Here is a 14,906-nt window from a genome sequence, read left to right as displayed (position 1 = left end):
TTATGTTGACTTTTTACACACTAAAAGCCGTTTATCTCCATTGGCCAACGTCGTGGCAAAAATATACGTATTTCCTCCTTCTTTGAGTTTGAGTTTTTTACGTAAGTCGTCGGTCGAAAGTGGGAAATTTCGCACCGTAAGGTTGGCTTTGCCTTCTGGAAGGTACGGAACAAGGGCTTTGCCGTCCACTTTGACGACCGCATCTATATGAAAAATTCGTCCAGGAAAATCAACTACCAACGTTTCCGACGTATAAAGGTGGCTGTGCGGAGCCAATTTGGCCAGTCCGTACGCTTTGGCTACCGACTTAAACGCTCCTGCTTTCAATACCGAGGCGTTGGGTTCGTAAAGGTACATCTGCGGGTCACTCAGCGTTACGGCTAAACTGGCTTCACTATTCCATTCAAAATCAAACTGTTGTATCGTTTCATCCGACTTAAAATTAATTGTCCGCACCGTTGGACTGGCCGTGGGTTGGGCCTCCGACGCTATTTCAAAAAGCAGCTCTTTGCACTCATTTTCTACCGAAACTACGTGAATGACCGACAGTTGGGGCAAGTCCAATAAAGTTTGTTTGAGGTCGAGCAGCGGCGAAGCTTTGATGAGCAATCGCTTGGCTTTTTGCCAAAGAAGCGGCAGGTACGTCACCACGTCGGGTTCGCAATCGCGCAGCCCTACCACGCGGCGGTTATCGGCCGAACGACGCGCGGGGTCGAGATAAATCCAATCAAAAACGGTATCGAGCGTTGGTAAAATTTCCAGCGAATTTCCTTGCAAACACTGCACATTTTGAAGTCCTAGCACTCCCAAGTTATACCTTGCACGCTCCACGAGTTCAGACTTTTGTTCCACATAAAGCACTGACGTACAATTTTTAGCAAAAAAAGAAACGTCAATTCCCATTCCACCCGTTGCGTCCATGAGCGTCCCCGACACCAAGGCCGCTTTGTAACGCCCCGTTGTTTCTGACGAACTTTGTTCTACCGAAACAGCAGGCGGAAAAATAAGTCGTTCTTCGGCATACCACGAAGGGAGTTTATGTTTGGCTTTCTGCCGAGCCTCGATTTGACGAATTTCAAACTCTCTATTTTTACCGTATTTGAGCAACAACGCCGCCACTGACGTTTGCTGATGTTGTCGAATAAATTGACGTTGTTCGTCTGTCAAAGTCATTGTAGAAATACCCCGCTTTAGATGTTTGCCAAGGCACAAAAGTAAGCATACGAGTGGCAGAATGTCTATCAAAAGCGTCATTAAAGCTCAAAACCCTAGTTAATTCATGCCGATTGCAACGGCTACGAGTTAACTAGGGGCGGCGTTCTAAGTTAAAAACTTACATTTGCTAAAGAAAACCATAGTGCCGTGCTTCTTTGAGCACTTCTTCAAATTGATCATAATAATCAACAGCTGGATTTTCAGCGATTAGTTCAATCATCTTTCTAATCTGTTGTTCCAATGGTGCTGGCACTTGGTATTGATACGGTAAAAGTATAGCTTGTAGTTGACCAACGGCTTCTGAGTATCGTTTTTGATGGCTCATGATTGCAACTAAGGTCCAGAGTATGGTCGAGTTGGGGACAGGCACCCCGTTGTGAAGCCGTAGTGCATCTATCGCCAGTTTTTCAGCTTCTTGTAAATTTCCTTTTTTCCAAGCTACCCAAGCCGCAAACCCTCGGGCAGCAAACAGATAAAAGGGTAACTGTAAAGCCGCTTTTTCTTCCATGAGTGGGGTAAAACGAGCCACGAGTTCGGTATTGTTGCTTGCGATGCCAACCAAATTTAGGAACTGATACGACACCACTTCAATTTGGGCGTTTCCTAGCTTTTGGGCCAACTCAACGGCTTGCAACAGCTGTTCTTCGGCTTTTTGTAATTTCCTCATCAAATAATACCCCATCCCTAATAACGATGTATGGTAAGTAATAAGAGCGAAGTCTTGAATTTGATGAGACAATTCGAGGGCTTTTTCCGCGTAAATGATTTGTTCCTCACTCAACACAAACCGCTGGCTTCGTATCAAAAACAGTATCCAACGGCCTTGCCACAGACTTTGTTGGCGAGCGGTTCCAACCTTTTCCGTCTTTTCCTGTATATCTTTCAGTGTGGCCTCCATTTCGACAACATTATTGAGCCAATAAAGACTCCACGTTCGGGAAAGCTGCAATTCAATCCAGGCTTGCCACCACTCGATGGATGCTTCGGGGTCAGGCATCCCTAACAACTTAATAGCGGCATCATACGCTACCAATTCTTGGTTGGACTGTCGTTGAGGGACATAACTCTCCCCGATTTTACGCCATAAACTTGCTTGCAATAACACATCTGGTGCGGCTATCGCCTGAAGCGCATACTGGTACGATTTTCGGGCTTGGTCGTAGTTACCAAGCAATACCCTCACTTCTCCTTGGTGCTCGTGGAGGCTCACTTTTTGCCGCCAATCTATATCGCTTGCTAGTTCAGTCTCGCGAAGTGCTTCCGTATAGTAATAATCCGCTTCGTGATACGAGTACGTAAGCCGCGCCTTATCAGCAGCAGTCGTTAAATAATGAATAGCCTTGGCGTGGTTTTTAGCCCGTTGATAATGCCAAGCGAGGGCTGAGGCCATTTCATTTTTTTGATCTTCAAAGAGCGTTTCAAGCGCTTCGGCGGCATATTGGTGAAGCTCCCTTCGCCGCGTTATCAACAGCGTATTATAAGAGACTTCCTGAGTAACAGCATGCTTAAAAATATATTCGTACACCATTCGCTGACGAATCAATTCTCGTTCTTGCAGCGATTGGAGGGTTGGATGAATAACAACTTGTTTTTTGGTTTGCTCCACCAAGTACTCCAGCACTTGCTTACCAAACAGCCGCCCAATGACCGAGGCATTTTGTAAGATGGATTTTTCATGAATACTCAAACGGTCGATTCGTGCTTCGATGACGGCTTGTAACGTATTGGGAATGTGAAGCGTTTCGACCTCTTCCCGCAGTTGGATTTCCCCATCTTGCCAGTACAGCAGCCCCGTATCTAGCAATGAGCGCAGCAATTCTTCCAAATAAAACGGATTTCCCTCCGCTTTTTCAAGGATGACGTTTCGGGTCGTATCTGGTAAATTCTTGATACGTAATAAATTCTCCACCAAGACGTTGCTTTCATCGTGGGTCAGTGGCACCAGTTCTATTTGTTGGTAATTGGCCGAAAATTGCGCCCATTTCTTCTGATACGTTTGCACCAGACCTTCCTGAGGTCGAAATACCAAAAGGTGTAAAATAGGGGTTTCGGCGGTGTGTTGAATCAAATATTCAATCAGTCGCAGCGACGAATCGTCGGCCCAATGGAGGTCTTCCCAAACCACAACAAGTGGTTGACCTGCACTATAAATAGTCAGCCACTGGGCAAACGCTTGCTCGATTCGGGCTTGCATTACTTCGGGCTGAATAGCCTTAAACAACAAGGTAGTTACATCGTCCAATGGTACTCCTCTCAAACGGGCCAAATAAGGGTAAAGCTCATTGGTTTGCTGGGGAGCATACCTTTGAAGATAATTCATCAACTCCTCCCCTGCTTTGGTTGCGCCGATGGTCGGAGGAAAAGATAAGGCATTGTTTAGCAATAGAGTAGCTACGCCATAATTATCCCGCTGGGAAAACGACTGCCCCCGCGCTTCAATCCAAGCTACCTCGGGAGAAGATTCCCTCAACTCCAAAAGTAAACGACTTTTTCCTAGGCCAGACTCCGCAATAACCGCAATAGATGTACCTTGATTGTACGTTAAATTCGAAAGCGCCGACGTAAGTGTCGCTAAATGGGCATCTCTACCAATCATTGGCGAGCGGAGGCCGTCTATTCCACGTACAGACTTCGGAATGGGCTTTAGCCCCAAAAGCCTGTAAATGGCTACGGGTTGGGCTTTGCCTTTTACAGAAATAGGCGAGCGAACTTCAAAATCAAACAAAGGAGCGGTAAGTCGATACGTTTCGTGACCCACCAGAATCTCCCCCGTCACAGAGGCATCTTCCAACCGCGCCGCTAAATTGACCGCATCTCCCATGACCGAGTATTGCTGGCGTTCGATAGAACCAACCCCTCCAGCAATTACCGTTCCCGTATTGATACCAAAATGAAGACCTAAATTAGTGTGATGCTTGGCGTTGAATTCTGCCAATTGCTGCATCATTTCTAGCGCCGCCCGAAGTGCGCATTCAGCATCATTATCGTGGGTATGTGGTGCACCAAAAAGTGCCATGATTTCGTCCCCAATGAACTTATCAATTACCCCACCGTAATGCTCAATGACAGGCACTAACAACGAAAAACACTCATTCATCACATCTCTCACTTCCTCTGCGTCCATTCGCTCCGACATAGAAGTAAAGTTCGAAAAATCAGCAAACATCACCGTCACTAGCTTGCGCTCCCCTTCCATGGAAGGAGCTTTTGCGGGCGGTGGAGTCGCATCCTTCGCCAATTTTTCCAAACTTAGTCGTAAACTTGCCAATGCAGCCTCTACAGCCGCATCGCCAAGCAAAGGTCGCTGCATTTCGAGCAGCGCTATTGCTTGTAAAATTTTCTGCTTTTCTGCTTCCATCTGAAGACAACGTATTTAGTAACTCCTTTACAAGAACGGTTTCTCGCAGGTCAGTACCGTTGTCCCTCGTTTATCCTCTGAGATAGCTTTGTGCAGTAACTTACTTTGACGAAATATCCATCCTTTAGGGGGAAGGAGAGGGAATTTGCACGTTTGTAAAACGCTTATACCCAAGCAATTTTGAAGGAGTAGGGTTTTCATATACGATACAGCAAGAAATGTAAAAAAAAGAAATTTGTCCTACTAAAACAAGAAAATACTTTGTTTTAGCAGGACAATGTCTCTTCGTATTTCGTACTGTTCAGTGAAGTAATTGGGGAGTAGACCTCCTAACAAATCACCTCATGGAAAACCATGGCTTTGGGGACTTTAATGACTGGCATTTGCCATCGAAGACGAAAGCATAGTATATTCTGGCAGTGCCAGGCTAAAAGCAACACGTCTGAATCAGTTCTCAAACTTGGCTAATCCAGAAACTGTCAACATCACTTATCAGTTTGATAAAAGCTCATATAAACAGGCTCTGCAGCCAAATAAGATAAATACATTTGCCAATATTTTTCGCCTAATTCTTTTCCATATTGCTCCGTAAAAAAATCAGAAATATCGTAGTTAGTATTAGGAATGTACGGATCCATAATCCAAGCATACGTCCAAGTCGAATCTTTATTCTGCCTTACAGGTTCCATCCATCTTGCTGTTTTGTTTTGGGCAATTTTCATAGGGTCTTTACTGCGGTATTCCGCTTTGTAAAAAATTTCATCGATCCATTTTTCAAAATCTTTTTTTTGAATCATTCTTTACCTTTACTACAATCACGAATACTTTTTCTCCTTTTTGAGCCCTATTTTGGGCTTTATCGGTTTTGGGCCAGTAACCAACGGCAGGTCTTTTATTTTCAGCGCCTGTTTGGCAAATTGCACAACTAATCGACAATACAGCAATGAAGATTGATAAAAGGATTTTCATGTTTTATAAATCGGTTTTAGGTGATAATGCTGCTGGTAGAAAGTCATGGTAGCTCAAAAAATGCCCGCAACGAAGCCCCAAAAAAGTTTTTGCGTACTCTTCATTATTTCGTGTTTTTCGAATCACTTTGGATAATTGGGGTGTGCTTTTACTTTTTTGATTTGTCTGATATGTCTATCTACATGGCCCCATACGTAGATATACACGTTGTACATATTGCGGGGATACTGCATATTGGTATTTTCAAAGTAATCCCTCATGTCAATTTTGAGGTTCTCGGCAAATTTGATGTTGATATCACGAAGTTTTGTAAACCACATAATAGTGTTGCTCCCTTCTATCAATCCAGTAGGGCGAGATAAATCGGGCGAGATATGGGGTTTTTCTTCCATGATAAAATCGTGGTAATAACTATCAGGTTGGCATGTTTTGCGGAGTTCGGGCTGTGGTTTATTTTGACTCATCATTTGCAGTTCTCTGCCCCACAACAGTTCCCAATTACCCAAATGTTCGACGATTTCGGCTATACTCCATCGCTCGGGTGTCTCTCTGAAATTCCACTGAGCTTTGGAGAGTCCTTGTGTTTCGCTGATTAAAGTATCGCGGGTACGCAGGAGGTTTTCGAGTACGTTTTTGCGGTCGGCCGCGGGGGTAGTTTGTCCAAACGTACGGTCATTTTTCTGGGCAAAACCTGCGGTATTTAATGAAAGCAGGAGCAATAGGGGAATTAGCTTTTTCATCTGAATTGATTGTTTTATGTGTAATTGTTATCCTTTTTTATTCCAAAAATACAGCGAGCCTAAGCCCAAACCACCCCAAATCGCCCAATCAAAATAGGCTGTGCTTTGAAGTGGGATTTTGACTACGTAAGCATTGTACATTGCCACCGCCAACGATGCCAAACCTACCCAAGCCAAGCCCAGCAGCGCGACACGCATGGCTTCTTGATTGGCGTTGCGCCATAATAGTAGCCCCAAGATACCCAAGCCAGCATCCAGCACACCAATAAATCGAAAAAGAGCTACTTGGTAGGTGTTGGTGGCATCGCCGCCAAAATAAGCCGCCGCCGAAGCAGGAACAAAGAGCATAAACAGCCCAAGGGCCAAGGAATAAACAGAAACTATCAAGATAAATGTAGTACGTGACATGTTGGTAAGTGTTTAGGGTTGTTGGGTGCTGCAGTAAAAAGGTTTCGACCCATCTCCCCAATTTGGGTAAAATGGATGTAACAAAGATCTGCTATACTTACCAAAATTCTCCTCATGGTTTTCTATGATATCGTCTCATTGAAAACCATGATTTTTGGAAAAAATTGATTTACCATTCCCTAATACCTTCCTCAATCATCAGATTCTTCCCCAACGACCTACAAAAGGCAGGGGGGAGTGTCAAATGCAAAAGGGAGAATGTCGAGCGGCACTTTTACCCCTCACTTATCTATTCTCATTAGAACCATATCCCATCTTCCCGCCGAGCTGAGGCTGTTATTACCAAAGGTAGCAGTTGCTTCATACTTCCCCGTCACATACACATTGCCTGAACCATCCACGGCGATACCATTGCCCTGATCAGAAAAAGTACCCCCTGCCGACTGCACCCACTGCAACCCACTGCTATTGTATTTTGCCACGAATATATCAATACTACCTGCCGATGTTTTGGTCGTAGTGCCAAAGGTGGCTGTTCCTGCATACTCCCCCGTCACATACACATTGCCCGAAACATCCACGGCGATACCATAGCCCACATCATTGAAAATACCCCCTGCCGATTGCACCCAATACGAAGCTCCATTGCTATTGTATTTTGCCACGAATATATCAAAGAGCCCTGCCGATGTTTTGGTCGTAGTGCCATTGGTCGTAGTGCCAAAGGTGGCTGTTCCGAAATACCATCCCGTCACATACACATTGCCCGAACCATCCACGGCGATACCCTTGCCTACATCATCTGTAGTACCCCCTGCCGACTGCACCCAATCCCAAATCACTCCAACGGAATTGTATTTTGCCACGAATATATCATAGCCCCCTGCCGATGTTTTGGAAGTAGTGCCAAAGGTGGCAGTTGCTTCATACTTCCCCGTCACATACACATTGCCTGAACCATCCACGGCGATACCATTGCCCTGATCAGAAAAAGTCCCCCCTGCCGACTGCACCCACTGCAAAGCCCCACTGCTATTGTATTTTGCCACGAATATATCAGTACTACCCGCCGATGTTTTGGTAGTAGTGCCAAAGGTAGCTGTTTCTTGATAATACCCCGTCACATACACATTCCCTGAACCATCCGCGGTGATGGCATTACCCGCATCAGATAAAGTACCCCCTGCCGACTGCACCCACTGCAAAGCCCCACTGCTATTGTATTTTGCCACGAATAGATCATTACTCCCTGCGGATGTTTTGGTCGTAGTGCCAAAGGTGGCTGTTCCTATATAATACCCTGTCACATACACATTCCCTGAACGATCAACGGCGATATCATTGCCAGAATCATCTGAAGTGCCACCTGCCGACTGCACCCACTGCAAAGCCCCACTGCTATTGTATTTTGCCACGAATATATCACTACCACCCGCGGATGTTTTGGCAGTAGTACCAAAGGTGGCGGTTCCTTCATAAGACCCTGTCACATACACATTCCCTAAACCATCTACGGCGATGCCATTGCCCTCATCATAAGAAGTACCCCCTGCCGAGGCAAGCGCGGTTATGTTGGGAGGGTCGGTGGGGCTTTGGTAGGTGCAAATCCACTTGCTGCCTGTATATACCCGTAGGCAATTGAAGGTCATGTCAAAAGCCATATCGCCTTTGGCGGGATTGGGCAAGGCCAAAATAGCATCGTACGAAATACGAGGATAAGAACCCGTCATAGCGGGCGTGATTCCCCTAGGAGTAATCGTTACGTTTTGGGCAAAGGATAGCACCACTGCCCCTAAAAAACACAGCAAAAGGGATAGTTTTTTCATATTATAAAGTAGAAAAAATGGAAAGAGCATTAAAATTTTGATTCATTTTGTTTCGTTTACGGCGCGAGATTTGGGTGATAAATCCATCGTTCATTTGGGCATGGCCTTTGTGTATTGCTAATACGTAGGTTTGATTAAGCAAGTAACTTTTATTAACCCGCAGAAAAGTAGGAGGCAGTAGTTGCTCATAAAAACTGATATTTTTGGAAGTAAGCAGTGTCTGTCCGTTAGTCAAAACAAAGCGGGTGTAATTACCGTTGGCTTCGAGGCGTACAATCTCCGTGATGCAGAGCTGTACTTTACCGCGCAGCAAGCGCAAGTGTGTAAAGGGGAAGGCAGCAGGGGAAGCATAAGGACATAGAGTGTGTAAGATTTAAAATAACGAACGGGACAAAATTGTGGTAAAAAAGTCTTTATTCATCTCCCCAATTTGGGTGGGATGGGTGTGACAAAGTTCTCCCAAAGCCCTGACTATCCTCGTCATGGTTTTCCATGATATTGTCTCATTGAAAACCATGATTTTTGAAAAACTGAAGCAATATTTTGAATTTAAGTGCTGGTTAATGTAGTTTTCGTGACGCTAAATAGCCATCACACTTGTATCTTCAATCCGATTAAATGAAGCAACAATGACCCTCAAAACAATTATTTTAAGGCTTTTCTTTCTTGGTGTATTTCCCTTGTGCAGTTTCGGTCAGTCAGATTTTTTGAAACACAAAGCCCGTTACTTGTTATTGAACAAACAACCCCAGTCCATCGGGCGGGATACCTTAATGATTATAGCGTTAGACTCGCTTATGTTGAGTATTAACTCTACCGATAGAAAAGAAGTAAAAGAGTTTGATGAATTATATATTTTGAAACTGCTGAAAAAACATTCAGCATCAAATGACTGGCTAAAAGGAAAAGCTATTTATAACCTATGGAATGCAGTGCATGGATTTTTTAATACTGGACAACATATAAAAACATTTCAATCTTTTGCCTTGGCTGAATCGCAATTTGAAAAGCTAAAGGATTATGATCATCAGGCATACACACTTATTAGAATGGGTTTAGACGTTACCTATACTTATAAGAATTTATATGATGAGCTAAAGTACTTCGAAAAAGCCATTATTCTTGCCCAAAAAGCGAAAAATACAAGATTGATGCTTATTGGATTAAATGCAAAAGCAGAATTTTATTATAACAACAATGATTTCGTTAATGCTTTGAAAGCATATAGGGAATTTGATCGTCTGAATGACCAAAAATATTTAGGAAACAAATTGAGCATAGGATGTACGCTTTTACAGCTTGATAGTTTGGAGAAGGCATTAAAATATCTAAATTCTACCCTCAAAAAACTACCTAATAATTCGCAGCATGACAAATATTTGCATTGGTTTACTTACAATGAAATAATACAATACTACTTAAAAAAGAAAAACTTTATCGAAGCTAAAAGTTATTTACCCAAGTTGGAAGAGTTCAGCTACGATGAAGTCCATCAAGCCAGTTTTCCAAAGTATGTTTATGAAGTGGAAAAAGGATTGGGAAATTATAAAATGGCTTTAGAAGCCTTTGAAAAATACCAACTTGGCTTACTTGAGGAAAAGAAAAAAGTAGAACAAAATAACATTGAGGGAGTGAAGTCACAGATGGCGCTACACCAGCAAAACGAAAGGCTACAAAAAGCAGAACTTGAAAAACTCCGATCTGAAAACGCCAAGCAAAATCAATTGCGTTGGTTTTGGGTTGTTTTGGGCATAATCGGCATACTGTCAGCAGTCTATGTGATTTACACCAACAGCCGATTGCGAAAAGTAAATACATCTTTGGTTAACAAAAATGCTGAAATTATAGCCGCCCTTTTGCAAGGCCAAACCACCGAACGCCAGCGCCTCGCCGCCGACCTCCACGACAACCTCGGTAGCACCATGTCGGCGTTGCAGTGGAGTATTGAAGCCATCAACCCTCAAAAACTCAGTTTGCAAGAACAAGAAGTGTACCGCCACGTGCAAAGTGCCATCGCCCAAGCCCACGGTCAAGTACGCCTTCTCTCCCACAACCTCCTCCCCGACGAACTCCAAAAACAGGGGCTTTGGAAAGCCCTTCACCACCTCATTGATAAACTCAACCGAAACACGCCCCTCCGCTGGGTACTCACCCTACCCGACACCCCGCCTCGCCTCAACGCCAAAACCGAATTTGAACTTTACAGCATTGTCCTCGAACTGACCAACAACATCCTAAAACACGCCCAAGCGACCGAAGGCAGGGTGGAGTGTCGAATGCAAAATGGAGAATGTCGAATGACAGTGAGTGATAATGGGGTGGGGATGGCCGACCAGCGAGTAAAAGGCAAGGGGATGCAAAGTGTAGAGAGCCGTGTCAAAAGCCTCAATGCCACGCTAACCATTACCTCTCAAGCGGGTGAAGGAACACGTTTTGAGGTGAGGGTAGATAGCCGAAGCTAACTTGCTGGTGTGCGATTGAAACGCACGACTCAGTCATTTGCTCTACAAAAGCGAACGCGCTTGGCAAATTGCACGAGGCCGTGCAATTTTTTGAACAAAGTAATCAACTAGGTCAAGAACTCTACGTTGCCTATCCCCAAAATGTGGAGTTCAAAAACGCGTTGGCAATTTCCCATAAAAACTTGGGTGTTTTTAGTCGAAACGAACTAAAAGACAACAAAAAAGCCAAAGCCTATTTTCAAGAAGCAGAAAAACTTTGGATTGAATTGGTCAGAGATGCCCCTCAGTATGCGCAGTTTCAGCAGTTTTTGGAGATGGTGCAAAAGGATATAAAATCATTGGATTAGCTACTTCCTCCACAATTCAAGCCGTATAAACATGGGATACTTCGCTCAAACGTACTTGTTTTATATAGTTTAAGCGAAGTATAAGATTGTATATTTCGCTCAAACGTACTTATTTTGCAATGTTTAAGCGAAATATAACCTAAAATAGGTATGCAAGAGGCTATTATAGGGCGGAAAGCCGAACTCCAACTACTGCAAACAGCACTACTTTCATCTAAAGCTGAACTGATAGCCGTTACGGGTCGGCGGCGCATCGGTAAAACGTTTTTGATTACCCAAGCCTATCGTGAGCATCTTGTTTTTGAGATGATAGGTACGCAAAATGGTTTGTTACAGACGCAATTAGAAAATTTTGCCGATCAATTAAGCCTATTTTCTCAATCCAAATTTCCGATTAAAACCCCACAAACTTGGGCAGAAGCATTTCGTTTATTGCGGGATTATTTACAAACAATCATCAATCCTCATAGCAAAAAAGTTATTTTTTTGGATGAAGTACCTTGGCTAGCAGGTCCAAAGTCAGGCTTTCTAGAGGCATTTGGTTATTTTTGGAATAGTTGGGCTTCTCGGCAAAATCTCGTGGTAGCAATCTGTGGCTCGGCCACCTCTTGGATTATTCAGAAAGTAGTAAACGATACAGGTGGGCTACACAATCGTATCACCAAACACCTGCATTTGATGCCCTTCACATTGGCCGAAACCAAAGAATACTTGCAAAGTATCGGCGTTTTTTATGACCATTATCAGATAGTACAGCTCTATATGGCCATGGGCGGTGTGCCGCATTATCTACAAGAGATTGACGGCTCAAAAAGTGTTGTTCAAAACATTGATACTCTTTGCTTTACAGACAACGGGCTACTCAAAACGGAATTTAATCGGCTCTATTCTTCTTTATTTACACATGCCGATAAACATATTTTAATGGTGCGGACACTGGCCGAAAAAAGGCGAGGAATGACCCGAACCGAACTCCTCGAAGCCAGTAAGTTGACCAATGGAGGAGGCTTTACCACTACGCTCAACGAACTTATCCAGTCGGGCTTTGTCAGTGAAACCTATCCTTTTGGCAAAACACAAAAAGATAAATTGTACCGCTTATCGGACGAATATTCTCTTTTTTATCTTCAATTCATCGAAAAAAACCAACAACAAGGCAAAAACCTGTGGCAATACCTCAGCCAAACTCCTGCCTACAAAATCTGGTCGGGCTTTGCGTTTGAAAGCTTGTGTTTAAAACATATAGAGCAAATCAAATGGGCACTCAGCATTGCTGGGATTTTCTCAACGGTTTCTTCTTTTTACCAAAAAGGAACAAGCCAAGAAGAAGGCGTACAGATTGATATGGTACTTGACCGCAACGACCACACGGTCAACCTTTTTGAAATGAAGTTTTACAACCAGCCATTTACGCTGACCAAAGAGTATGCCGAGCGGCTTCGCCAAAAAATGTGGCGATTTCAACAAATCACTAAGACTAAAAAGCAGGTCAATTGGGTAATCATGAGCACTTTTGGCTTGATTCAGAATCAATATGCAGGCGGACTGATTACCAACAGCCTCACTATTGATGACTTATTTTTTATGAGGTAGTAGAACACACCACATCACAACCTTATCCCCCGCTGGGCTTCTCCTCAAAATTCCCTAATTTTGCGCTCCATTCTTACAACGGATAGATATTCAGATGAAAAAGAAAGTCGAGATTCTTGCTCCTGCCAAAAACCTGTACCAAGGAATGGCCGCTATCAATGCAGGGGCAGATGCTGTATATATTGGCGCACCGCAGTTTGGCGCACGAACCAATGCCACCAACTCGGTCGAGGACATCGCCGACATGGTGCGCTACGCCCATCTTTTCAAGGCAAAGGTGTTTGTCGTTATCAATACCATTTTGTACGACGAAGAACTCGCCACTTGCCAAAAACTGATTCACGAATTGTATAAAATTGGCGTCGATGCGCTCATTATCCAAGACATGGCCATCCTAGAAATGGATTTGCCGCCTATCGTGATTCACGCCAGTACACAAGCCAATAACCGCGACGCCAAACACGTCAAATTTTTGGCCGATGCAGGCATGAAACGGGCGGTATTGGCCAGAGAGCTAAACTTAGACCAAATCCGCGAAATTAGCGAAGCCACCGACATCGAATTGGAGTTTTTTGTGTCGGGGGCGTTGTGCGTGTCGTTTAGCGGGAATTGCTACATGAGCGTGGCCAACGGCGAGCGAAGTGCCAACCGTGGCTCGTGTGCCCAAAACTGCCGATTGCCTTATCAACTCATTGACGGCAAAGGCGAAACGTTGATTTCCAATAGCCATTTACTGTCCATCAAAGACTTGGATTTGAGCGACCAACTGCCCAATTTGATTGAAGCGGGTATCACTTCTTTCAAAATCGAAGGGCGTTTGAAAGACATCGTGTACGTCAAAAATAACACGTCGTTTTTGCGTCAAAAACTCGACGCATTTTTGGCCGAAAACGGCGATAAATACGAAAAAGCTTCCTCAGGCCGCACGTTCTACAACTTTGAACCACAAATGGATCGAAGTTTCAACCGAGGCTACACCGATTATTTTGTCAATAAAAGAAAGGAGAAAATCGGTTCGTGGGAAAGCCCCAAATCGCAGGGGCAATACATTGGCAAGCTGTTGGAAATCAAAGGAAAGGGCTACGTCATTGAAAACTTTGAAGAACTCAACAACGGTGACGGCCTTTATTTTATCAACGAAGAAGGCGTGGCCGACGGGGTTCAAATCAACGTGATTTTCAATAACCTCGTCATCCCCAATACCTTTAAGCCGCTTCCTGTGGGAACGGTCATTTATCGAAATTCGGATGCGGAGTTCAATAAAATGGTGGAAAAAGAAAACAGCGCCGTGCGTAAAATTGGCGTTTCGCTGTATTTTTCTGAAACCGCCGACGGCTTTCAACTACTCGCCATCGACGAAGACGGTCACCAACACAGCTCGACGCTCACCATTGCCAAAGAAGTAGCGCGAACCGAAGATTCGGTGATTCCGAACATCAAAAAGAACTTGGCCAAAACGGGCAATACACCTTTTGAGGTGGACGCTATAGAAGTACAATTTAGCCAAAACTGGTTTTTACCTACGTCAAAAGTCAACGAAATTCGCCGCGAAGTGCTTGAAGAATTGGCGGAGATTCGGGTGCGAGATTACCACCGCGAAACGTTTCAAATCGAAAAAACAAACCACCCCTACCCCGTTCAGAAGCTTGACTTCATGTACAATGTCGCCAATCACATGGCGCGGGAGTTTTATCAACGTCATGGCGTGACGGAAATCGAAAAGGCATTTGAACTGCAATGGGATCCAGGCAAATCGCGGGTGATGACCACCAAGTACTGCGTTAAGTACGAGTTGGGCAAATGTGCGCGGTTCCAACGGGCTACCATGGGCGAAAAATTGACCGAGCCACTCACCCTAAAACACGGCGAAGTAGAGTACAAATTGCGGTTTAATTGCAAGCCCTGCGAAATGGAGATTTGGGAAAAAGATGCCGAATTGGAATACGAAGACGAAGACCAACAATTGGGCTACATCGAGAAGTGGTAAA

Annotated in this window: 12 protein-coding genes; 4 read left to right on the top strand and 8 right to left on the bottom strand. The window is 44.2% G+C overall.

Annotated features, from left to right (window positions below):
• The 8 genes from AC23P2_RS27010 to AC23P2_RS26975 form a co-directional block, all read right to left on the bottom strand.
• Entirely contained in the window at positions 1-1,173 is a 1,173-nt protein-coding gene (locus AC23P2_RS27010; RefSeq protein WP_487776081.1) for a class I SAM-dependent methyltransferase, read from the bottom strand.
• A 169-nt stretch (positions 1,174-1,342) separates the two neighbouring features.
• Entirely contained in the window at positions 1,343-4,573 is a 3,231-nt protein-coding gene (locus AC23P2_RS27005; protein WP_487776080.1) for an ATP-binding protein, read from the bottom strand.
• 485 nt (positions 4,574-5,058) lie between these two features.
• Entirely contained in the window at positions 5,059-5,370 is a 312-nt protein-coding gene (locus AC23P2_RS27000) for a hypothetical protein (RefSeq protein WP_487776079.1), read from the bottom strand.
• Positions 5,348-5,542: a hypothetical protein gene (locus tag AC23P2_RS26995; protein WP_487776078.1), complete on the bottom strand. Its 195-nt coding sequence runs from the start codon at positions 5,540-5,542 to the stop codon at positions 5,348-5,350. Before AC23P2_RS26995 ends, AC23P2_RS27000 begins: the two co-directional genes overlap by 23 nt.
• A gap of 122 nt (positions 5,543-5,664) precedes the next feature.
• On the bottom strand, positions 5,665-6,282 hold the full coding sequence (locus AC23P2_RS26990) for a DinB family protein (protein ID WP_487776077.1): 618 nt from the start codon (positions 6,280-6,282) through the stop codon (positions 5,665-5,667).
• A 27-nt stretch (positions 6,283-6,309) separates the two neighbouring features.
• Positions 6,310-6,690, bottom strand: a complete 381-nt coding sequence (locus AC23P2_RS26985; RefSeq protein WP_487776076.1) for a DUF4267 domain-containing protein — start codon at positions 6,688-6,690, stop codon at positions 6,310-6,312.
• A 281-nt stretch (positions 6,691-6,971) separates the two neighbouring features.
• Complete coding sequence (locus AC23P2_RS26980) at positions 6,972-8,516, bottom strand: SBBP repeat-containing protein (RefSeq protein WP_487776075.1); 1,545 nt, start codon at positions 8,514-8,516, stop codon at positions 6,972-6,974.
• 1 nt (position 8,517) lies between these two features.
• Entirely contained in the window at positions 8,518-8,835 is a 318-nt protein-coding gene (locus tag AC23P2_RS26975; RefSeq protein ID WP_487776074.1) for a LytR/AlgR family response regulator transcription factor, read from the bottom strand.
• 310 nt (positions 8,836-9,145) lie between these two features.
• Between AC23P2_RS26975 and AC23P2_RS26970 the strand changes: the two genes are divergently transcribed.
• From AC23P2_RS26970 to AC23P2_RS26955, 4 genes are all read left to right on the top strand, one after another.
• On the top strand, positions 9,146-10,978 hold the full coding sequence (locus tag AC23P2_RS26970) for a tetratricopeptide repeat-containing sensor histidine kinase (RefSeq protein WP_487776073.1): 1,833 nt from the start codon (positions 9,146-9,148) through the stop codon (positions 10,976-10,978).
• Positions 10,979-11,058: 80 nt separating this feature from the next.
• Positions 11,059-11,325 carry a hypothetical protein gene (locus AC23P2_RS26965; RefSeq protein ID WP_487776072.1) on the top strand — a complete coding sequence of 89 codons (267 nt, stop codon included), beginning with the start codon at positions 11,059-11,061 and terminating at the stop codon, positions 11,323-11,325.
• Between the two features lie 150 nt (positions 11,326-11,475).
• Complete coding sequence (locus AC23P2_RS26960) at positions 11,476-12,918, top strand: AAA family ATPase (RefSeq protein ID WP_487776071.1); 1,443 nt, start codon at positions 11,476-11,478, stop codon at positions 12,916-12,918.
• Between the two features lie 94 nt (positions 12,919-13,012).
• A complete protein-coding gene (locus AC23P2_RS26955) occupies positions 13,013-14,905 on the top strand; it encodes a peptidase U32 family protein (protein ID WP_487776070.1) in 1,893 nt (630 codons plus the stop codon).
• Position 14,906: the final 1 nt, after the last annotated feature.

The sequence above is a fragment of the Runella sp. R0.1_18 genome (assembly GCF_057652155.1).
Note: the sequence above shows the minus strand (reverse complement) of the source record. Positions and strands in the feature narration are given on the sequence as shown.

What these genes read in the sequence shown, in the direction of transcription:
- AC23P2_RS26955 (WP_487776070.1), top strand. Translation starts at nt 13,013, where the DNA reads ATGAAAAAGAAAGTCGAGATTCTTGCTCCTGCCAAAAACCTGTACCAA.
- AC23P2_RS27000 (WP_487776079.1), bottom strand. Translation starts at nt 5,370, where the DNA reads ATGATTCAAAAAAAAGATTTTGAAAAATGGATCGATGAAATTTTTTAC.
- AC23P2_RS26990 (WP_487776077.1), bottom strand. Translation starts at nt 6,282, where the DNA reads ATGAAAAAGCTAATTCCCCTATTGCTCCTGCTTTCATTAAATACCGCA.
- AC23P2_RS26960 (WP_487776071.1), top strand. Translation starts at nt 11,476, where the DNA reads ATGCAAGAGGCTATTATAGGGCGGAAAGCCGAACTCCAACTACTGCAA.
- AC23P2_RS27010 (WP_487776081.1), bottom strand. Translation starts at nt 1,173, where the DNA reads ATGACTTTGACAGACGAACAACGTCAATTTATTCGACAACATCAGCAA.
- AC23P2_RS26970 (WP_487776073.1), top strand. Translation starts at nt 9,146, where the DNA reads ATGACCCTCAAAACAATTATTTTAAGGCTTTTCTTTCTTGGTGTATTT.
- AC23P2_RS26985 (WP_487776076.1), bottom strand. Translation starts at nt 6,690, where the DNA reads ATGTCACGTACTACATTTATCTTGATAGTTTCTGTTTATTCCTTGGCC.
- AC23P2_RS26980 (WP_487776075.1), bottom strand. Translation starts at nt 8,516, where the DNA reads ATGAAAAAACTATCCCTTTTGCTGTGTTTTTTAGGGGCAGTGGTGCTA.
- AC23P2_RS26995 (WP_487776078.1), bottom strand. Translation starts at nt 5,542, where the DNA reads ATGAAAATCCTTTTATCAATCTTCATTGCTGTATTGTCGATTAGTTGT.
- AC23P2_RS27005 (WP_487776080.1), bottom strand. Translation starts at nt 4,573, where the DNA reads ATGGAAGCAGAAAAGCAGAAAATTTTACAAGCAATAGCGCTGCTCGAA.